At 73.5% G+C, this 18,749-nt stretch carries 18 protein-coding genes and 1 riboswitch; of the genes, 7 read left to right on the top strand and 11 right to left on the bottom strand.

Translation table 11 applies throughout. The annotated features are described in order from the left end of the window. Positions 1–135: 135 nt before the first annotated feature. The 4 genes from ACFQE5_RS21800 to rpsT all read left to right on the top strand — a co-directional run bounded on the left by ACFQE5_RS21800 (position 136) and on the right by rpsT (position 2,275). Positions 136–1,071: an SPFH domain-containing protein gene (locus tag ACFQE5_RS21800; RefSeq protein ID WP_379587694.1), complete on the top strand. Its 936-nt coding sequence runs from the start codon at positions 136–138 to the stop codon at positions 1,069–1,071. A 3-nt stretch (positions 1,072–1,074) separates the two neighbouring features. Beyond that, complete coding sequence (locus ACFQE5_RS21795) at positions 1,075–1,272, top strand: hypothetical protein (protein ID WP_379587693.1); 198 nt, start codon at positions 1,075–1,077, stop codon at positions 1,270–1,272. 76 nt (positions 1,273–1,348) lie between these two features. Continuing rightward, positions 1,349–1,813 (top strand): cyanase, encoded by a 465-nt coding sequence (gene cynS / locus ACFQE5_RS21790; protein ID WP_379587692.1) that lies wholly within the window; start codon positions 1,349–1,351, stop codon positions 1,811–1,813. Between the two features lie 189 nt (positions 1,814–2,002). After that, positions 2,003–2,275, top strand: coding sequence for a 30S ribosomal protein S20 (gene rpsT, locus ACFQE5_RS21785; RefSeq protein ID WP_379587689.1), 273 nt, complete (start codon positions 2,003–2,005; stop codon positions 2,273–2,275). A 126-nt stretch (positions 2,276–2,401) separates the two neighbouring features. On the opposite strand, the gene holA is transcribed toward rpsT, so the two are convergent. Beyond that, the gene (holA, locus tag ACFQE5_RS21780) at positions 2,402–3,388 is read right to left on the bottom strand and encodes a DNA polymerase III subunit delta (protein ID WP_379587687.1); all 987 of its coding nucleotides are present in this window, start codon (positions 3,386–3,388) and stop codon (positions 2,402–2,404) included. A 130-nt stretch (positions 3,389–3,518) separates the two neighbouring features. Continuing rightward, positions 3,519–3,639: riboswitch (SAM riboswitch) on the top strand. Positions 3,640–3,648: 9 nt separating this feature from the next. On the opposite strand from holA, the gene thrC reads away from it, so the two are divergent. After that, positions 3,649–4,917, top strand: a complete 1,269-nt coding sequence (thrC, locus tag ACFQE5_RS21775; protein ID WP_379587685.1) for a threonine synthase — start codon at positions 3,649–3,651, stop codon at positions 4,915–4,917. Here thrC and ACFQE5_RS21770 read toward each other — a convergent pair. The 6 genes from ACFQE5_RS21770 to rsfS all read right to left on the bottom strand — a co-directional run bounded on the left by ACFQE5_RS21770 (position 4,820) and on the right by rsfS (position 11,219). Continuing rightward, on the bottom strand, positions 4,820–7,330 hold the full coding sequence (locus tag ACFQE5_RS21770) for a DNA internalization-related competence protein ComEC/Rec2 (RefSeq protein ID WP_379588078.1): 2,511 nt from the start codon (positions 7,328–7,330) through the stop codon (positions 4,820–4,822). The genes thrC and ACFQE5_RS21770 overlap by 98 nt on opposite strands. Before the next feature lie 119 nt (positions 7,331–7,449). Next, entirely contained in the window at positions 7,450–8,292 is an 843-nt protein-coding gene (locus ACFQE5_RS21765) for a helix-hairpin-helix domain-containing protein (RefSeq protein WP_379587684.1), read from the bottom strand. A 148-nt stretch (positions 8,293–8,440) separates the two neighbouring features. Beyond that, on the bottom strand, positions 8,441–9,292 hold the full coding sequence (locus tag ACFQE5_RS21760) for a DegV family protein (protein WP_379587682.1): 852 nt from the start codon (positions 9,290–9,292) through the stop codon (positions 8,441–8,443). A gap of 8 nt (positions 9,293–9,300) precedes the next feature. Further along, entirely contained in the window at positions 9,301–10,089 is a 789-nt protein-coding gene (gene octT / locus ACFQE5_RS21755; protein WP_379587680.1) for a diglucosylglycerate octanoyltransferase, read from the bottom strand. A 78-nt stretch (positions 10,090–10,167) separates the two neighbouring features. Beyond that, on the bottom strand, positions 10,168–10,800 hold the full coding sequence (locus ACFQE5_RS21750) for a histidine phosphatase family protein (RefSeq protein WP_379587678.1): 633 nt from the start codon (positions 10,798–10,800) through the stop codon (positions 10,168–10,170). Then, positions 10,797–11,219: a ribosome silencing factor gene (gene rsfS, locus ACFQE5_RS21745; RefSeq protein WP_379587677.1), complete on the bottom strand. Its 423-nt coding sequence runs from the start codon at positions 11,217–11,219 to the stop codon at positions 10,797–10,799. The genes ACFQE5_RS21750 and rsfS overlap by 4 nt, the downstream gene beginning before the upstream one ends. A 397-nt stretch (positions 11,220–11,616) precedes the next feature. Between rsfS and ACFQE5_RS21740 the strand changes: the two genes are divergently transcribed. Then, on the top strand, positions 11,617–12,264 hold the full coding sequence (locus ACFQE5_RS21740) for a GPR1/FUN34/YaaH family transporter (protein WP_379587675.1): 648 nt from the start codon (positions 11,617–11,619) through the stop codon (positions 12,262–12,264). Here the strand turns inward: ACFQE5_RS21740 and nadD are convergent. The 3 genes from nadD to ACFQE5_RS21725 form a co-directional block, all read right to left on the bottom strand. Continuing rightward, positions 12,257–12,895 (bottom strand): nicotinate-nucleotide adenylyltransferase, encoded by a 639-nt coding sequence (nadD, locus tag ACFQE5_RS21735; RefSeq protein ID WP_379587674.1) that lies wholly within the window; start codon positions 12,893–12,895, stop codon positions 12,257–12,259. The genes ACFQE5_RS21740 and nadD overlap by 8 nt on opposite strands. 89 nt (positions 12,896–12,984) lie before the next feature. Continuing rightward, positions 12,985–14,433 (bottom strand): vWA domain-containing protein, encoded by a 1,449-nt coding sequence (locus ACFQE5_RS21730; RefSeq protein WP_379587672.1) that lies wholly within the window; start codon positions 14,431–14,433, stop codon positions 12,985–12,987. 26 nt (positions 14,434–14,459) lie between these two features. Further along, entirely contained in the window at positions 14,460–15,344 is an 885-nt protein-coding gene (locus tag ACFQE5_RS21725; protein WP_379587670.1) for an AAA family ATPase, read from the bottom strand. Between the two features lie 58 nt (positions 15,345–15,402). Here ACFQE5_RS21725 and ACFQE5_RS21720 point away from each other — a divergent pair, with 58 nt between their 5' ends. Beyond that, positions 15,403–17,505 carry a RecQ family ATP-dependent DNA helicase gene (locus ACFQE5_RS21720; protein WP_379587668.1) on the top strand — a complete coding sequence of 701 codons (2,103 nt, stop codon included), beginning with the start codon at positions 15,403–15,405 and terminating at the stop codon, positions 17,503–17,505. Here the strand turns inward: ACFQE5_RS21720 and fxlM are convergent. Beyond that, on the bottom strand, positions 17,493–18,743 hold the full coding sequence (gene fxlM, locus ACFQE5_RS21715) for a methyltransferase, FxLD system (RefSeq protein ID WP_379587666.1): 1,251 nt from the start codon (positions 18,741–18,743) through the stop codon (positions 17,493–17,495). The two genes, ACFQE5_RS21720 and fxlM, sit on opposite strands and share 13 nt — an antisense overlap. Positions 18,744–18,749: the final 6 nt, after the last annotated feature.

Raw genomic sequence — 18,749 nt, 5'->3', positions numbered from 1 at the left:
TCGAAATCCATTCGATGCGGGGTCGCCCCATGGTCCCACGCATCCCCGACCCGGTCGGCTCCGCCCGTCATCGACCAAAAATTGATATCATCGCGATAGCGTGCGCGCGCCCGGTGACCGCGAACAGGGGAAAAGATGACCATCAACGACGTCCGCCCAGCGACCGATCTGCCGCCCGTGTCGGTCCACATGCCCGAGCCCGCGGTCCGCGAGCGGCCCGCCGCGGGCGCATCCGGGTTCCTCGGCCTGCTCGCGGGCCTCGTCCTGCTGCTCGGGGTCGGCGGCGGCGGGCTCGCCATGGCCGCCGGAGGTCAGGAGGGGGCCGGCGCGGCACTGGCCGTCGTCGGGCTGCTGACCGGCACGCTCGTGCTGCGCGGGCTCACCACGGTTGCCCCGGGCGAAGCCACGGTGCTGCAGTTCTTCGGCCGCTACACCGGCACCGTGCGCACCCCCGGGCTGCGCTGGGTCAACCCGCTGACCAGCAGGCGTAAGGTCTCGACCCGGATCCGCAACCACGAGTCCGACGTGCTCAAGGTCAACGACTCCGACGGGAACCCGATCGAGATCGCGGCCGTCGTGGTCTGGCAGGTGGCCGACACCGCCCGCGCGGTGTTCGAGGTCGACTCGTTCGTCGAGTTCGTACACACCCAGACCGAGACCGCCGTGCGGCACATCGCCACCAGCTACCCCTACGACTCCCACGACGCGGGCCTGTCGCTGCGGCAGAACGCCGAGGAGATCACCGAGCGGCTGTCCATGGAGATCAGCGAGCGGGTCGAGTCGGCCGGGGTGCGGATCGTGGAGTCGCGCCTGACCCACCTCGCCTACGCCCCGGAGATCGCCGGCGCGATGCTGCAGCGCCAGCAGGCGGGGGCGGTCGTCGCCGCGCGGGAGCGGATCGTCGAGGGCGCGGTCGGGATGGTGGACATGGCGCTGGCCCGGCTGTCCGAGCGCGAGATCGTCGAGCTCGACGAGGAGCGCAAGGCGGCGATGGTGAGCAACCTGCTCGTCGTGCTGTGCGGCGACCGGGCCACGCAGCCGATCGTCAACGCGGGCTCGCTGTACCACTGATCCGTGGCCGAACGGAAGAGCTTTCTGTTGCGGCTGGACCCGGCGGTGCACGACGCGCTCGCCCGCTGGGCCGCCGACGAGCTGCGCAGCACCAACGCGCAGATCGACTACCTGCTACGGGAGGCGCTGCGGCTGGCGGGCCGGCTCCCCAAGGACGCCGCCGCCCCGCGGCCGCGGGGCCGCCCGAAGGCGGGCGACTAGCGGCGCCGCGCCGCGGTGGACGAACATCGTCCGCAGCACCACCAGTCGAGGCCGAGAGCCAGGAGGTATCCGTCCGATGTCCGTCACGCCCATTCCGCCGTTGGACCGCAAGCAGGCCGCGCACGCCGTCCTTGCCGCGAAGCAGCGGTTGAGTGTGCGCTGGGAGGCGCTCGCCAAGGCCGTCGGCCGGTCCGTCGAGTGGACCACGTCCGCGCTGCTGGGTCAGCAGACCCTCACCCCCGAGCAGGCCGGCGCCGTCGGGTCCGTGCTCGATCTCGACCAGGCCGTCGTCGAGGCCCTCACGCTGCCGCCGGTGCGCGGCGCCGAGGCCGTCGACACCACCGACCCGCTCGTCTACCGGCTCACGGAGGTGGTCCAGGTGTACGGCGCGACGATCTCCGAGCTGGTCCGCGAGGAGTTCGGCGACGGCATCGTGAGCGCCATCGACTTCGAGCTGGACCTCGAGCGGGTCCCCGACCCGAAGGGCGACCGGGTCAAGATCACACTGAACGGGAAGTTCCTGCCCTATCGCGCATGGTAACCGCCCCGGCGTGGGACGTTCGGCGCGCTCCCGCCCCTGCCGGGGCGGTTCCCGAACCGTCCCGTCGCGCTGTTAGCATGGTCAGCCGAGCGCTCGGCGTGCTCGCTCGATCCGGGTCTGTCCCTGATCCGGGTTGGCGCCGCCGGAGCCCCGTCAGCGTCCCAGGCAGGAAGAACTCGAGGCAGAAGCGTGGCCAACATCAAGTCCCAGATCAAGCGGGTCAAGACCAACGAGAAGCGCCGGCAGCGCAACAAGTCGGTCAAGTCCGCCGTGCGGACGGCGGTTCGGCGCTTCCGCGAGGCCGCCGAGGCCGGCGACACCGAGAAGGCCATCGAGCTGCAGCGGGCCGCCTCCAAGGCGCTCGACAAGGCCGCCAGCAAGGGCGTGATCCACAAGAACCAGGCGGCCAACCGCAAGTCCGCGATGGCCAAGCGCGCCAACTCCCTGAGCGCTAGCGCGTAACTGCGGACGGTTCCGGGGCGATGTCCCCGTAGGGCCGGAGCGGCCCAGCGTGACGGCGATGGCGCTGCCCACTCCCGCGGGGCAGCGCCATTCGCATGCCATCCGCATACCATCGCCCGTCCGTGATCAACGGTGTAGGGCGCGGGCCTCGGCGATCCGCCGCACCGCACGCTCCAGCGCGTAGCCGGGATCGACCGCGGCCCCCTTGACGTCGGCGTTGACCGCCGCGGCCGCCGCGAACGCCGCCGCCAGCGCCTCCGGACGCCACGCCCGAACCTGCCCCTGCGCCTTGCGGATCTTCCACGGCGGCATGCCGAGCGCCCCCGCCAGCCGGTTGGGATCGCCCCGCCCGGCCGCGCCGACCTTCGCCAGCGTCCGCACCGCGTCGGCCAGCGCGTCGGCGACCAGCACGGGGGCCACCCCGAGCACCAGCGCCCAGCGCAGCGCCTCGAGCGCACCCGCCTGATCCCCCGCCACGGCCTTGTCCGCCACCGCGAAACCCGAGACCTCGGCGCGGCCGCGGTGGTAGCGGCGCACGGCCTGCTCGTCGACCACCCCGCCGGTATCGGCAACCAGCTGCGCCGTGACGGCGGCCAGCTCGCGCAGATCGGACCCTACCGCCTCGAGGACCGCGGCAACGGCACCATTGGTGATCTTCCCACCGAGCCGCCGGACCTCTCCTCGGACGAAGTCGGCTCGCTCCTCCTGCCGGGTGATGCGCTCGCAGCGGGTCAGTGCGGCGCCGGCCTTGCGCAGGTCATCGGCGAGCGACTTGCCGCGCGCTCCGCCCGCGTGCAGCACGACCAGCACGATGCCCTCGGCCGGTTCGGCGACGTACCGGGTGATCGCCGCGGCCAACTCCTTGCCCGCCTCGTGCGCGCCCGCGATCACCACGACCCGGCCCTCGGCGAACAATGAGGGGCTCAGATGCTCGGAAAGCTGCCCCGGGCTCAGGTCCGCGCTGCGGAGGCGACGCACCTCGACCTGCGGATCGGTCGTCTGCGCCACGGCCACCACCGCTCGCACCGCGCGCTCCACCAGCAGCTCCTCCTCGCCCACGACCAGGTGCAGCGGGGCGGGGGCCGAGGCGGCGGGTGGGGTCACGCTCGCCATCGTGGCCCACCGGTGCCCGGGACGAAGACCCGGCTCCCACATGGCGGGACCCGGCTGGGCAGCTCGACCGTCGGTGTCGTACCGTTGCCCCACCCCGCGGCCCCACGGTGCGCGGGACACAACCGAACATGGCTCATCCAGAGGGGCAGAGGGAACGGCCCGACGAAGCCCCGGCAACCGGCGTCGCGTGAGCATCGCGCGCGACGATCACGGTGCCAATTCCGACCCGCGGAGTGCGGGGAAGATGAGGAGACCTCACGATGACTCTGACCGCCGACCTCGCGGCCACCACCGCTCTCGACCTCGGGCCCGCTCGCGCCCTGTCCTGCCGCGAATGCGGCCACCGGACCGCGCTCGCCGCCGAATTCGCGTGCCCCCACTGCTTCGGCCCGCTCGAGGTCGCCTACGAGTTCACCGGCATCACCCGCGACTCGATCGAGGCGGGCCCGAAGTCGATCTGGCGCTACCGTCACCTGCTTCCGGTTCCCGGCGACGTGCAGTCCCACCCCAACACCGAGCCCGGCCTGACCCGGCTCATCGAAGCCGACCGGCTCGCCGCCGCGCTGGGCGTCCGGAAGCTGTGGGTGAAGGACGACACCGGGAACCCGACCCACTCCTTCAAGGACCGGGTCGTCGCGGTGGCCCTCGCCGCGGCCCGCGAACTCGGTTTCACCGTGCTGTGCTGCCCCTCCACCGGCAACCTCGCCAATGCGGTCGCCGCCGCGGCGGCCAGGGCCGGCTGGGACTCGGTCGTACTCATCCCGTCCTCGCTGGAGAAGGCCAAGATCCTCACCACCGCCGTCTACGGCGGCACTCTGCTCGCCGTCGACGGCACCTACGACGACGTGAACCGGCTCGCCACCGAACTCGCCGCCGACCACGAGGACTGGGCGTTCGTGAACGTCAACGTCCGGCCGTACTACGCCGAGGGCTCCAAGACCCTGGGGTACGAGGTCGCCGAGCAGCTCGGCTGGCGGCTGCCCGAGCAGATCGTCGTCCCGGTGGCCTCGGGCTCACAGCTGACCAAGGTGGACAAGGGCTTCACCGAGTTCGCCACACTGGGACTGGTCGAGCCCACCCCGTACCGGGTGTTCGGGGCCCAGGCCACCGGCTGCTCACCGGTCGCGAAAGCGTTCGAGGACGGCCACGACGTCGTCACGCCGGTCCGCCCCGACACGATCGCCCGGTCGCTGGCCATCGGTAATCCGGCCGACGGCCCCTACGTGCTCGACGTCGTCCGCCGCACGGGCGGGGCGATCGGCCACGTCAGCGACGAGGAGGTCGTCGAGGGGATCCGGCTGCTCGCCCGTACCGAAGGTGTGTTCGCCGAGACCGCGGGCGGGGTCACCGTCGCGACCGCCAAGAAGCTCCTCGAGGCCGGTGCGCTCGACCCGGACGCCGAGACCGTCCTGCTGATCACCGGGGACGGGCTCAAGACCCTCGACGCGGTGACCGATCGGGTCGGCCCGACCGCGACCGTACCCTCCACCAGCAAGGCCGTCCGCGAGGCCCTGGCCCAGCACGGCTGACGACGACGCGGGCAGCCGATCCGCCGTCGCCCACCTCATGGCTCCTTGACGCGCGAAATCTGCACGCTCGAGGACGTCGTGGCTCCATGACGCGGGTGAGGCGGCGGCGACGGCGTGCGGGTAGCGGGTCGCCGCGGCTGACGAGTGCCAGCTCGGGTGGGCCGGGGCCATCGCCGACGATGACGGCGGTGTCGCCGGCCAGATCGGTTCGGCGTACCGCCACCCCCGCCTCGGTGAGGGCGTTCATCAGGTGCGGGCTTGGGTGCCGGTAGGTGTTGCCGGCCCCCACGCTGACCAGGGCGACCCGCGGTGCGACGGCACTCAGGAAGGCCGCGGAGCTGTAGCGCGAGCCGTGATGCGGCATCTTCAGCACGTCGGCGCGCAACGGCACACCGGCATCGAGCAGATCCGCCTGACCCGACAGCTCGATGTCCCCGGTGAGCAGCACCGTGCCCGCCGCGGTCGCCGCCCGCGCGACGAGCGAACCGTCGTTGACCGCGGTGCCATCGTCGGGATCGACCCGGTCCGCCGGATGGACCGGACCGATGACCTCGAGCGTCAGCGCGGGCCAGACCAGCCGTTGCCCGGCCGCCAGCCCGACGAGCGGCGCGCCCGCCGCCGCGCTGTGCCGGCTCACCTGCTCCAGAGCCCAACGCGGCTGCCGGGACGGCCCGACCGCGACCGCACCGGTCGCCCGCCCGCGCAGTGCCCCGGCGAGCCCGCCGACGTGGTCGGCGTGCAGGTGGCTGAGGATGACGAGGTCGAGTGCGTGGATGCCGAGCCTGCGCAGGCAGTCGTCGACCGGCCCGCCCTCCGGGCCGGTGTCGATCAGTACGGCTCGCCCGGGATGGCCGGTGGCGAGCACCAGCGCGTCACCCTGGCCGACGTCACAGGCGACGACCGCCCAGCCGGCGGGCGGCCAGCCCGGCGGCGCGATCCGGGCCGGGACCAGCACCAGCAGCAGCCCGAGCAGCACCGCCAGCAGCACCGCGCGCCGCCGCGGAGAGCGTCCGAGGGCGATCGTGGCCAGCAGCGCACCGGCGAGCAGCAGCGCGCCACCCCAGCCGGCGGGCCAGGCCACCACGGCGCCCGGGACCGCGGCGGCCCGGTCGGCCACCGCGACCAGCCAGCCGACGGCGGGCCCGGACAGCCAGGCACATCCCGTGGCCAGTGGCCCGCTGAGCGGGGACAGCACCGCCGCCAGCACGCCGAGCACGGTGGCGGGCGCGACCGCGGGCACGACCAGCAGGTTCGCGACCACCGAGACCAGGCTGACCTCGCCGCTGAGGCCGGCGATGAGCGGAGCGGTGGCGAGCCCGGCCGCTGCGGGCACGACCAGCGCCTCGGCCGCACCCGGCGGAACACCGCGGCGGCGCAGCGCGCCCGCCCAGCCGGGCGCGACCAGCACCAGCGCCGCCGTGGCCAGCGCGGACAGGGCGAAACCCGGATCGATCGCCAGCCGCGGATCGGCCAGCAGCAGGGCCAGCACCGCGACCGCGAGCGCCGGGACGGCGGAGCGGCGTCTGCCCAGCGCAAGGGCCAGGAGCACCACCCCGCCCATGACCGCGGCGCGCAGCACGCTCGGCGACGGCCGGGCCAGCACCACGAAACCGAGGATCGCCGCGCCGGCACAGACCGCGGCGAACCGCGGGTCGGTCCGCAGCAGCCGCAGCAGACCGAGCACCGCGCCACCGATGATCGCGAGGTTCGCGCCGCTCACGGCCGTGAGGTGCGTGAGCCCGGCGACGCGGAAGTCCTCCTGGACCTCGGCCTGCATCCCGCGGGTGTCGCCGATCGCCAGACCGGGCAGCAGTCCCGCCGAGCCCTCCGGCAGCACCCGCGCGGCGTCCCGCAGGCCGTCGCGCAGCAGCCCTGCCGCACCCTGCCACCACGAGGGCGGACCGACCTCACGCGGTGGCCCGTCCACCCGCAGCACCGCGACCGTCAGGTCCCGGCGCTGGGCGGGCGCCAGGCGTCCCTCGGCGGTGAGCTGCTGCCCGGGCAACAGCCCGGCCCATCCCTGCGGCGGCGCGAGCACGAGCACCCGGCCCGCGGTCGCCCAGGTCGCGTCGCCGACCTGGGCGCCGCGCAGCTCGGCGGGTACCAGCACCTGGGTGACCCCACCGGGTCGCGAGCCGTAGCCCGCACCGCGCAGCGGCCGGGGGTCGTCGGACAGCTCGAGCCGCAGGACCGCCGACGTACCGCGCTCGGCCGCGACCGCGAGCGGGTGACCCTGGATGAGGACCGTGTGGGTACTCACCACAACCCCAGCCGCGGCGGCGGCGCCCACGGCCGCGAGCACCGCGGCCGACCAGCGGTGCCGACGGGTCCAGGCGGCCGCGGCCACGACCGCGGCCACCCCGGTCACGGTCCCGGCGGCGACCGGTCCGGCCAGCAGCCCGAGCAGCACCATCGTCCAGACCGCCAGCGCGGCCGGGAGGAGCCGAAGGTCGACGCGCGCCCGTGGCTCGTCGCCGCCGGGACTCGGCTGCCGCGCGGCGGCCCACCGGGGCGAGCCGGCCGCGGCGGCCATCAGACCGTCACCAGGTCGCGCAGCTGACCGAACCTGCGCGCGCCGATGCCCTCGATCTCGCGCAGCTGCTCGATCCGGCTGAACCGGCCGTTGCGGGTGCGCCACTCCACGATCCGCGACGCGGTCACCGGCCCCACTCCGGGCAGGCCGTCAAGCTGTTCGACGGTGGCCCGGTTCAGATCGATCTTGCCGTTGGTCCCGCTCGGAGCCCGGCCCGGGCCCGCCACCAGGACGCCGCCGCCCCCGTCGGGCGTCACCGGCACGCCGATCGCGATCTGCTCACCATCGACGACCCGGCGAGCCAGGTTCGTGCCGGAAAGATCGACGCCCGGCAACGGGCCACCGACCCCGTCGATGACGTCGGCGACCCGCGACCCGTCCGGCACCCGCACCAGCCCGGGCCGGGCCACCTTGCCCACGACGCTGACCACCAGCGGCGCGGCCGGGTCCGGCGCCGCGCCGCCGGCCGGGTCCGGGTTGACGGTGGCCAGCCCGGCGGGCGGCACGGCCACCGGCTCGGGCCGCGGCCGGCCCGCCCAGACCCCCACCGCGGCGAGGACCGCCGCGATCGCCGTGACCAGCGCCAATGCGACGGCACCCGGACGACCGGGATCCAGCCGTGCGTCGCGCCATCCCTCGGGCACCCACCTGAGCACGGCCGAGCCGGCGCGGCCGCGAAGGGCCGCCCCGACCCGGGTCCGGGCACGACCAGGCCGGGACTCGGCGGGTGCCACGGTGACCGGCAGCGGCACGGTCGGCGGCTCACCAGCGGGATGCGGGCACCCGTCGGGCGCGCCCACCACGCGGGCGAGCCTCCGTCCGGCATCCTCTGACCCCACCACGGCGACGACCGTATGGCCGGACAGGGCGTGGCGGCTCGGCGTCCGTACCGGCTGTGGACAGCCGAACCCCGATGGGGATCACCGGTTCGCCCCGCCGTCCGCGGCCACGAATCGTCGGTATCGGATGGCAGTATGGGCCGGGCCGCCGTCAGCCCTCCCGACGCGGCACTACCACGACCCCCAGCAGGCCCGCCCCGCCGTGCGCCCCGATCACCGCGCCGACCTCGGACACCAGCAACTGCGCGGCGTCCGGCAGCCGCTCCCGCAGCCGGTCGGCCACTTCCTCCGCCCGGTTCGCGGCCCCCAGATGGTGGACGGCGAGGTCGGCGCCCGGCCCCGCGGTCTGCGCGGCGAGATCGACGAGCCGCTGCACGGCACGCGCGGTGGTCCGCACCTTCTCCAACCCCATGATGCGCCCCTCGGCCAGGTGCAGCAGGGGCTTCACCGCCAGCGCGGTCCCGAACAACGCCGCCGCCGCCCCGATCCGCCCACCGCGGCGCAGGCGGTCGAGGTTGTCGACGGAGAAGAACACCCGGCAGCGCGCGGCCACATCGGCGGCCGCGGCCTCGACCTGCGACTCGTCACCCCCGGCATCGGCGGCGTCGGCGGCGGCGAGCACCGCGAAGCCGAGCCCCATCGCCAGCGCCCTGGAGTCGACGACCCGCACCCGGCAGGCGTCCACCTCCTCCGCGGCCAGCCGGGCGGCCTCCCAGGTCCCGGACAACTCGCGCGACAGATGCACCGACACGATCCCGCTGGCCCCCTCGGCGAGCGCCTCGCGGTACACCTCGGCGAAGGCGGCGGGTGCGGGACGGGAGGTCTGCACGTCGAGTCGCCGGTCGGCGAGCGCGGTGGTCAGCTCCGCGGGCCCGATGTCGGCGCCGTCGCGACCGATGCGGTCGCCGATGCGCACCTCGAGCGGAACGACGCGGATCCCGCGCCGAGCCGCAAGGCCGGGTGGAAGATAGGATGTCGAATCGGTCACAACGGCGACGGGCACGAGCCACCCTATGTCACAGGCGCGCGGCGGGGCGCGTTTCCCGGGGTGAGCCGTGTCGCCAGCGTCTCGGCCAGCGCCAGGCCGACCTGTGCGTGCGCCTCCCAGCCCCAGTGCATGCCGTCCGGGTTACCGCGGCCGTGGCGGATGTGCTCGCCCACCAGTGCCGGGAGGTCCAGCAGCGCGACCTCGGCGGCGGTGGCCCAGGCCGAGATCGCCCGCTCCGTGGCCGGTCGGCCGGAGTGCACCCCGGCGTACGCAGCCGCCCGATGTACCGAGGGCAGCATCGCCACGACCGGGATGTCCGGCCGGATCGTCGTCACCGCCCGCCGGCAGCGCTCCAGGTATCCGACGGTGAGCCGTGGCGGCAACGCGACGGGGCCACCGCCGGGCAGTGCACCGAGCAGGCGGCTGAGTGTGGGCTGGGCCCGTCGGTAACCGGAGCGGACGGCGCGGCGCAGCGGTTCGGGCCGCAGCACCGGCATCAGCTCACGCAGCGCGGTCGGCAGCGGCGAGGGCAGGCTGTCCATCCCGCCGAGCCCGAGTACCAGCGCGTCGACCTCGGGTAACACACTCCAGACGCGGGGATCGTGGGTCAGTGCGTGCCAGGCGTGCCGGGCCGTCCAGCCGATGCCGGCCACCAACTCCGCGCGTCCGCCGAGCGCGGCGGCGGCCACGTTGGGCCACAGCCGCGGCTCGTCGGCGGGTTCGGCGCGCACCGGGCCGTGGAAGGCCAGGGAGTCGGCCAGCACGAGCAGGACCGGGCCTGCCCCGCCGGTCTCGCGACATCCACCGCCCATCGACCGAGTATGCGCGGGAACCGGTCCGTGGCCGTCACACGGGGGACCGGCCCGCGCGGCGAGCGGGGTCGACCTGGCCTACCCCGCGACACCCACGTTGTATCCGGACAGTCGCCAGCGCGGATGATCACACCGCCGGGCGAGCACGGCCCAGCGGGCGTTGCCGATCCCGCCGATCGACGGCCATACGCTCTCGGGCAGTTCGAGCAACCCCGACACCAGGCCGGCGATGAGCCCACCGTGCGCGACCAGCAGCACCGTCGCCCCGTCACCGGCGACCGGTCCGGCGAGCTCGGCGTCGAGCTCCTGCACCACCGGCAGCGAGCGGGCGACCACCTGAACCCGCGACTCGCCACCGGGCGGAGCCCAGTTCGGGTCGGAGCGCCACGTGGCGATCGCCCCCGGCCAGTCGTCCTCGATCTCCTCGACCGACCGGCCCTGCCACTCACCCAGGTGGGTCTCGCGCAGCCGGGTATCGAGCTCGATGGGCAGGCCGGTGGCGACCGCGACCTCGCGGGCGGTGTCGACGGCGCGGCTGAGATCGGAGCTGACGAGCCGCACCGGCTGGAACTTCGCCAGCTCCGAAGCGGCGCGCAGCGCCTGGGCCCGGCCCTCGTCGGTCAGCTGGGAGTCCACATGTCCCTGCATCCGACCGGCGAGGTTGTGATTGGTCTGCCCGTGCCGAAGCAGAATCAGCCTGCGCAGGCTCACCCGGCGGCGTCCGTGCTGCTGCCGGCCGCGCCGGCGTCCGCGGAATCGGCGTCGGAGGCGGCCACATCCGGGAACGAGATCCGCGGACAGTCCTTCCACAGCCGATCCAGCCCGTAGTAGCCGCGTTCTTCCGCGTGCTGCACATGCACGACGACGTCGGTGAAGTCGAGCAGGACCCAGCGGCCCTCGCGTGCTCCCTCGCGCCGGGTCGGCTTGACACCGTGCTCGCGCAGTTTCTCCTCGACCTCGTCCACGATCGCCTGAACCTGACGCTCGTTGGGGGCCGAGGCGATCACGAAGCAGTCGGTGATGACCAGCTTGTCGGACACGTCGAGGACGACGATGTCGCTGGCCTTCTTGTCCGCTGCGGCCACCGCGGCCACCTTGGCCACGTCGAGCGCCTGATCGGTCGCCGTCACAGTTCCCCTCTCCGTGCGCACCGGCACTTCACCGCCGCAACGTACCGATTGTCCCAGCCCGCGGTGCCGCCGGTGCAGCGGGTTCGCCGGTGTCTGCCTGCACTGGACAGTCGCCTTCACGACGCTGATACTCGAAAGACCATCTGAATCTCTTCTACGGCTATCGACACAATCCGAAATCTCCGGGAGCGGATCGATAGATCGGGTATGCCGCTTTCGGCCTCCCCGATTAACCGGTTCTCGCCGGACGATATCTGGAGGAATCGGCGGAACCGATCTCCGCCGAGGCCCTATCAGGAGAGGGAGGCAAGTGATCATGGTTGAGCACGCCGACCGTGGGGCTCCTGTGATCCCGGCAGGCACGACGGTGGCCAGGGACATTCCCGTCGGTTCCCGGGTGACCGAGGCCGATTTCGGAGCCGGAGCGGAGCCTGTCGGCCCGCAGGAGGTTCAGGTCGGCGCCGGCGGCGATCCATTGATGATCGGCATACCTGTTTTCGTCGTGGGCTCCCTCGTTCTCGGGATGGCGTTGATCGGAGTGGTTCCCGCGGCCGCGCTACCCGGCATCGTCCCGGTGATCTTGGCCGCGACCGCGCTGTTCCAGACCATCAGCACAGTGTGGGCGGCGCTGCTCGGACAGGGAATGGTCGCCTGCATCTTCGCGCTGTTCGCCGGATTCTGGGCCAGCCTCGCCGGGCTCCTGCTCGGATTGACCCACAACTGGTACGGCGTCGCGGCGACCCAGTCTGCGAGCCAGATTCAGTTGATGTTCTTCATCGCCTGGGACGTCGTGTTCTTCTTCCTCGCGCTCGTCATGCTGCGGCTACCGTCCGTCTACCCGGCGATCCTCGTGTTGGTGCTGGCCGCGGTCACGATGGTGATCCTGGGGATCGAGTTCCCCAGCGCCGCGCAACCCCTGAACGTCGCGGCCGGCGCCTGCGTGCTGGCCTTCTGCGGGCTGGGCATGTGGGTCTTCCTGCACATCGGCTCGGTGGCACTCGGCGGCCCGCCACGGCCGGCGCTGGGGCCGGCGTTGCTCAAGTAGGACGGCGCTCGCCGCCGGTCGCCGTCCCACCGACGAGACCGGCCGCCGCGGACCGGTACAACCGTCGCTTACTGATGTACTGGACGACGCCGTCGGGCACCAGGTACCAGATGGGCCTGCCGTCGTGGACGCGGCGGCGGCAGTCGGTGGACGAGATGGCCATGGCGGGAACCTCGACCAGCGTCGTGGCCCCCTCCGGTAGATGATCATTGCCGAGCTCGTAGCCGGGCCGGGTGACCCCGATGAAATGCGCGTAGCCGAACAGCTCGTGGACGTTGCGCCAGGACAGGATCTGGGCCAGCGCGTCGGCACCGGTGATGAAGAAGAGCTCGGCGTCGGGCAACGCCGCATGCAGGTCGGCAAGGGTGTCGGTGGTGTAGGTGGGTCCACCGCGGTCGATATCGACCCGGCTCACCGAGAACCGCGGGTTCGACGCCGTCGCGATCACGGTCATCAGGTAGCGGTCCTCGGCGGGGCTGACGTCGCGTTCGGTCTTCTGCCACGGCTGCCCGGTCGGGACGAAGAGGACCTCGTCGAGGGCGAAGAGGTCGGCGACCTCGCTGGCCGCCACGAGGTGACCGTGATGGATGGGGTCGAACGTCCCGCCCATGACCCCGATCCTGCGCTGCACCCGCGAAGGGTAATGTGTCGCGGCCCCGGAACGGGCGCCGGCCCGGGGACCGGGTGGAACTCGACCAGGCGCCTCGACCCCGTGCGGAGTCACACCGGCAGGAGCGCCTCGACCACCTCGGCGAGCTGCCCCGCCGTGCGGCACTCGTGCATCGGCAGCACCTCGCCGTAGCGCAGCGCGGCGGAGTCGCCGCTGCCCCACTGCCTGCGGGGCTCGGGGTTGAGCCAGTGCGCGTGCCGGGCCTGGCCCACCAGCCTGCGCAGCACGGTGAGATTCGGGTCGCGGTAGTTGTTGCGGGCATCGCCGAGGATGAGCAACGAGCTGCGCGGGGTGACCGCGTCACCCCAGAGCTCGGCGAAGGTGCCGAACGAGCTGCCGTAGTCGCTGTGCCCGTCGAACGAGACGAGCCGCGCCTCGCGCAGCACCCGGTTCATCACGCCGGACAGTTCGGCCCCGGGCTCGAACAGGTGGGTGACCTCGTCGGCGCGCTCGACGAACGCGAACACCCGCACCTTGCTGAACTGTTCACGCAACGCCTGGACCAGCAGCAACGTGAAGTGGCTGAACCCGGCGACCGACCCGGAAACGTCGCAGAGCACCACCAGCTCCGGGCGGCCGGGACGACGGGTCCGAAAGGCCGGTTTCGTGGGTACTCCCCCGGTGGACATCGAGCGGCGCAGGGTCCGGCGCATGTCCAGCTCGCCGCGTTTGGCGTGCCGCCGCCGCACGGCCAGCCGGGAGGCCAGCCTGCGGGCCAGGGGGTGAACGACGCGCCGCAACCGGGCGAGCTGTTCGGCATTAGCGGCGAGGAACTCGACCTGCTCGGTCTGTGTGGGCACCGCGGTCCTGGCGGTCTGCTGTCTGCCCCGCGCCTCGGCGGTCCGCCTGCGTACCTCGTCGTTGATCATCGCCCGGAAGCGTGCGATCCGCTCCCGGATCTCCCGGCGCGCAAGCTCGGTGGCGAACCGGCTGGGCTCCTCGTCGTGGGCCGCGCGCAGGTCGTCCATGATCCGGGCGAGCAGCGTCTCCGGGGACAGCATCCGCAGCGCCTGGTAGGCCGACCAGCGCGGGGCGGCTTCCCCGTGCCCCACGCCGGGGCCCGCCCCGCCCGATCGGCCGAGCGCCTCGACGACGGCGCGCGCGAGCTCGGCCAGCGCGGCGTCATCGCCGTCGCGCAGCAGGTCGGCGAGGAGCTCGCGCAGCGCGTCGATGTCGACCGGCCCGTCGTCGCCGTCCCCGAGGCGCGGGACGTCGACCTCACCGCTGCCCGCGCCGATCGCCGCCGGGAAGTACAGGTCGAACAGGGCGTCATAGACCTGGCGCTGACCGCAACGGCGCAACAGCGCGGCGGCCAGGCCCGCACGGACCTGCTCGCGCTGCAACAGATCGAGCACGGCGAGGACCTCGGCGGCCGCGACGGTCTCCCCCGGGCCGACCGCCACACCGTGCTGGCGCAGTGCCCCGACGAAGTCGACCAGGTGCCCGGGCAGCCCGTGCGCGGGACCTGCTCCCGGATCGGCGATCCCGGCGGTGTCCATCGCACCATCATGCCTGGGCGAGGGGTTCAGTTGAGGCGCAGCTCGGCGGCCGCCCTGAGCTGGTCGGACTGGTGCTTGAGCACGACCCCCAGGGTCGCGCGGACCGCATCGTCGTCGAGGGTGTCCAATCCGAGCGCGAGCAGCGTGCGGCCCCAGTCGATCGTCTCGGCCACCGACGGCGCCTTGCGCAACTCCAGCTCGCGCAGCACCCGCACCGTCCGCACCAGAGCCTCCACCAGCGACTCCGTGAGCTGCGGGACCCTCCTGGCCAGGATGCGCCGCTCCAGGTCCGCATCCGGGAAGTCGAGGTGCAGGAACAGGCAGCGCCGCTTGAGCGCCTCGGACAGCTCGCGGGTCGAGTTCGAGGTCAGCAACGCGAACGGCCGCCGCGTCGCGACGATCGTGCCCATCTCCGGGACCGTCACCTGAAAGTCGGAGAGCACCTCCAGCAACAGGCCCTCGACCTCGACGTCGGCCTTGTCGATCTCGTCGACGAGCAGCACGGTCGGCTCGGACCGGCGAATCGCGGTCAGCAGCGGGCGGGGCAACAGGAACTCCTCGGAGAAGACATCGTCCCGCGTGGAGTCCCAGGACTCGTGCCCCTTTCCCGCGGTGATCCGCAGCAGCTGCTTGGCGTGGTTCCACTCGTACAGCGCGCGGGCCTCGTCGATGCCCTCGTAGCACTGCAGCCGGACCAGCCCCGAGTCCGTCGCCGCGGCGACGGCCTTCGCCAGCTCGGTCTTGCCGACCCCGGCCGGGCCCTCGACCAACAACGGCTTACCCAGCCGATCGGCGAGGTAGACCGTGGTCGCCACGGCGGTCGAGGCCAGGTAGCCGGCCGCGGCCAACCGCTGGACCACCTCCGCGACCGAGCCGAACAGCGGGGACTGGGGAGCGCTCACCCGAGCCATCCTGCCGTGCGGTCACCGGGTTGTCAGGGTGGCCCGCCACCATGACGGGGTGCCCCGGATGACCCGACCGACCGAGCCCGAGCTGCGGGTGCGGGCCGAGCAGGTGCTGGACACGCTGGCCGGCCCCGGCGCGAGGCTGCGCGCGGACCAGTGGACGGCGATCCGGGCGCTGGTCACCGAACGCAGGCGTGCCCTGGTCGTGCAGCGCACGGGCTGGGGCAAGTCGGCGGTGTACTTCGTGGCCACCGCGCTGCTGCGGGCCCAGGGCGCCGGGCCCACGGTGATCGTCTCTCCGCTGCTGGCGCTGATGCGCAACCAGATCGATGCGGCCGCGCGCGCCGGTATCCGCGCCGCGACGGTCAACTCCGCCAACATCGAGGACTGGGACGCCGTCTACGCGGCCGTCGAGGCGGGCACCGTCGACGTGCTGCTGGTCAGTCCGGAGCGGCTCAGCAACCCCGACTTCCGCGACCGGGTGCTGCCCCGGCTCGCCGCGACCGCGGGACTGCTGGTGGTCGACGAGGCGCACTGCGTGTCGGACTGGGGGCACGACTTCCGGCCCGACTACCGCAGGCTGCGGGCGCTGATCGCCGAGCTGCCCACCGGGATACCGGTGCTGGCCACCACGGCGACCGCCAACGACCGGGTCGTCACCGACGTCACCGAGCAACTCGGGCTGGGTGGTGCCGAGGCCGACACGCTCGTGCTGCGCGGCTCGCTCGACCGGGCCAGTCTGCGGCTGTCCGTGGTGCGGGTGGCGACCCCCGCGGCGCGGCTGGCCTGGATCGCCTCCCGGCTCGATGCGCTGCCCGGTGCGGGCATCGTCTACACGCTCACGATCCAGGCGGCGCAGGAGGTCGCGGAGTTCCTGCGCGAGCGGGGGCACGCGGTCGGGTGCTACACCGGCAAGACCGATCCCGAGACCCGGCTCGCCGCCGAGGCCGATCTCATGGCCAACCGGGTCAAGGCGTTGGTCGCGACGAGCGCGCTCGGCATGGGCTTCGACAAGCCCGACCTCGGCTTCGTCATCCACCTCGGCGCGCCGGCCTCCCCCGTCGCCTACTACCAGCAGATCGGCCGGGCCGGGCGTGCGCTCGACCGCGCCGAGGTGATTCTGCTGCCGAGCCGGGAGGATCGCGACATCTGGGCGTACTTCGCCTCGCTGGCCTTCCCGCCCGAACCCCTGGTCCGCCAGACCCTCGGCCTGTTGTCGCAGGTACCGCAGTCCACAGCCGCGCTGGAGACCCGGATCGACCTGTCCCGGACCCGGCTGGAGATGCTGCTGAAGGTCCTCGACAGCGACGGGGCGGCCAGGCGGGTCACGGGCGGCTGGATCAGCACCGGGCAGGAGTGGGTCTACGACGGCGAGCGGCACCGCCGCATCGCCGCCGCCCGCACGGCCGAGCAGCAGGCGATGCTCGACTATCTGGACACCGACGGGTGCCGGCTGGCGTTCCTGCGCCGCCAGCTCGACGACCCCGACGCGACCGCCTGCGGGCGGTGCGACGTCTGCACCGGGACGGTCTGGTCCCCGCAGGCCGACGCCGCCGCGATCGAGGCGGCCGCCGAGCGGATCGGGCGGCCCGGGGCCGAGCTGGCCCCGCGCAGGCAATGGCCGACCGGGATGAGGGAGCTCGGCGTCGCGGCCTCGGGCCGGATCCCCGCCGGCGAGCTGGCCGAACCGGGCCGGGTGATCGGGCGCCTGTCCGACATCGGCTGGGGGGTCCGGCTGCGCGAGCTGGTGGACGGCGAGGACGGGCCGATCCCGCAGGACGTGCTCGACGCGTGCGTGCGGGTGCTGGCGGCGTGGGACTGGAGGCAGCGACCGGTGGCGGTGCTCGGCGTCGGCTCGCGTACCCGCCCGCGTCAGCTCGACCGGCTGACCCAGCGCCTGGCCGAGATCGGCCGCCTGCCGCTGCTCGGTACGCTCGCCCCGACCGGGCCGCGGCCGGGCGCGCACGAGAACTCCGCACATCGGCTCGCCGCGGTCTGGGACGGCTTCGACACGGGCTCGCTACCCGATCTGTCCGGCCTCGATGGCCCGGTCCTGCTCGTGGACGATCTGGTCGACAGCGGCTGGACGATGACCGTCGCGGCCCGGGCGGTGCGTCTCGCCGGGGCACCCGCGGTGCTGCCGTTCGCGCTGGCTCAGGTGGGCTGAGTCGGCCGCGCCCAGCCCAGCAGCAGCCTGCTGAACTCCTTGTCGATCACGGTCCTGCCCGCGGGGACGGCGGGCGGCTCGCCGGACGGGAGCACCGCGGCGATCACCAGATCGGCCGCGTTGAGCCTGCCCAGCGCGTGCCAGCGGCGCACCATGCGGCCCAGGCGTGCGGCGGCCGGGCCGCCGGCCGGGCCGAATACCTGCACAGCCGCCGGGTGGAGGCGCCCGGTGCCCGGACGGCCGCGCGGATCGAGCACCAGCAGGGCACAGTCCTCGCCCGGCTCCCCATCCACGAGCGCCACCGTGCCGCGGTCCGGGCCGATCCGAAGCAGCCGCCGTGCCAGCGGGCTCTCGGCCGCCTCGCCGCTGGCCAACACCCGTAGGGTCGACCGATCGGCCAGCGCGAGCCAGAGCCCGAGCCCGTCCCACAGATCGGCCGGGCCGATCGGCACCCCGGTGGCCCGTACCGGTCCGGGTTCCTGCAGCGCCGCGGCGACCGCGGCCGGATCGACCGTCGAGTCCTCGGCGACCTGTATCAGCAGGCCGTCGCCGGTCGACGCGGCGCGGGTCGCGGGCCCGGCGCCGATCCCGCGCAGCCGGATGAAGGCGCAGCTGCGCACGGAGTCGCTGCGCAGCGCACCGTCGCCGCCCAGGTCGAACGCCACCGAGAGCTGGCTGCCGCGCACGGCCAGCGGCAGCACCAGCCGCCCGCCCGGCACGAGCTGCTCGACCCATTCCGGGCGTACGTCCCAACTCCCGACGGTGAGGATGATCCGGTCGAACGGGGCGCCGTCCGGGTGGCCGAGCGCCCCGTCGCCCACGACCAGCTCGACCCCCTTCACCGCAGCGGCCCGCAGGTTGTCCTCTGCCTGGGCGATCAGCTCGGGGTCGATGTCGATGGCGGTCACCGACCCGGACGGCCCGACGATGCGGGCCATGAGCGCGGCGTTGTAGCCGGTCCCCGCGCCGATCTCGAGCACCCGCTGCCCCGGGCACAGACCGAGCTGCTCGAGCATGATCGCCATCATCGACGGCTGGGAGGCCGAGCTGATCGCGACGCCGCCGGCGAACTTGGTGGCGATCGCCTCGTCGGAGTAGGCGGTCTCGATGGTGCTACCGGGCAGGAACAGATGCCGCGGCACCGTGGCGAACGCATCGGCCACCGCCGGGGACCGCACCCGCGAGCCCCGGCGCAACTCCTCGACCAGGCGGGAACGTGCCCGTTCTGGGGAGACCATCGCCGC

The sequence above is a fragment of the Pseudonocardia hispaniensis genome, from assembly GCF_042658695.1.
Lineage (GTDB): Bacteria > Actinomycetota > Actinomycetes > Mycobacteriales > Pseudonocardiaceae > Pseudonocardia > Pseudonocardia hispaniensis.
The sequence above is the reverse complement of the archived record's forward strand: the minus strand, read 5'-3'. Positions and strand labels throughout refer to the sequence as shown.

Bases quoted from the DNA above. Each gene is read 5' to 3' on its own strand.
- fxlM (WP_379587666.1), bottom strand. From the start codon at position 18,743: ATGGTCTCCCCAGAACGGGCACGTTCCCGCCTGGTCGAGGAGTTGCGC.
- ACFQE5_RS21770 (WP_379588078.1), bottom strand. From the start codon at position 7,330: ATGGTGCTGCTCGGGCTGCTGGCCGGACCGGTCGCCGCCGGGACCGTG.
- ACFQE5_RS21730 (WP_379587672.1), bottom strand. From the start codon at position 14,433: ATGGACACCGCCGGGATCGCCGATCCGGGAGCAGGTCCCGCGCACGGG.
- octT (WP_379587680.1), bottom strand. From the start codon at position 10,089: ATGGGCGGTGGATGTCGCGAGACCGGCGGGGCAGGCCCGGTCCTGCTC.
- ACFQE5_RS21725 (WP_379587670.1), bottom strand. From the start codon at position 15,344: ATGGCTCGGGTGAGCGCTCCCCAGTCCCCGCTGTTCGGCTCGGTCGCG.
- holA (WP_379587687.1), bottom strand. From the start codon at position 3,388: ATGGCGAGCGTGACCCCACCCGCCGCCTCGGCCCCCGCCCCGCTGCAC.
- cynS (WP_379587692.1), top strand. From the start codon at position 1,349: ATGTCCGTCACGCCCATTCCGCCGTTGGACCGCAAGCAGGCCGCGCAC.
- ACFQE5_RS21800 (WP_379587694.1), top strand. From the start codon at position 136: ATGACCATCAACGACGTCCGCCCAGCGACCGATCTGCCGCCCGTGTCG.
- ACFQE5_RS21720 (WP_379587668.1), top strand. From the start codon at position 15,403: ATGACCCGACCGACCGAGCCCGAGCTGCGGGTGCGGGCCGAGCAGGTG.
- thrC (WP_379587685.1), top strand. From the start codon at position 3,649: ATGACTCTGACCGCCGACCTCGCGGCCACCACCGCTCTCGACCTCGGG.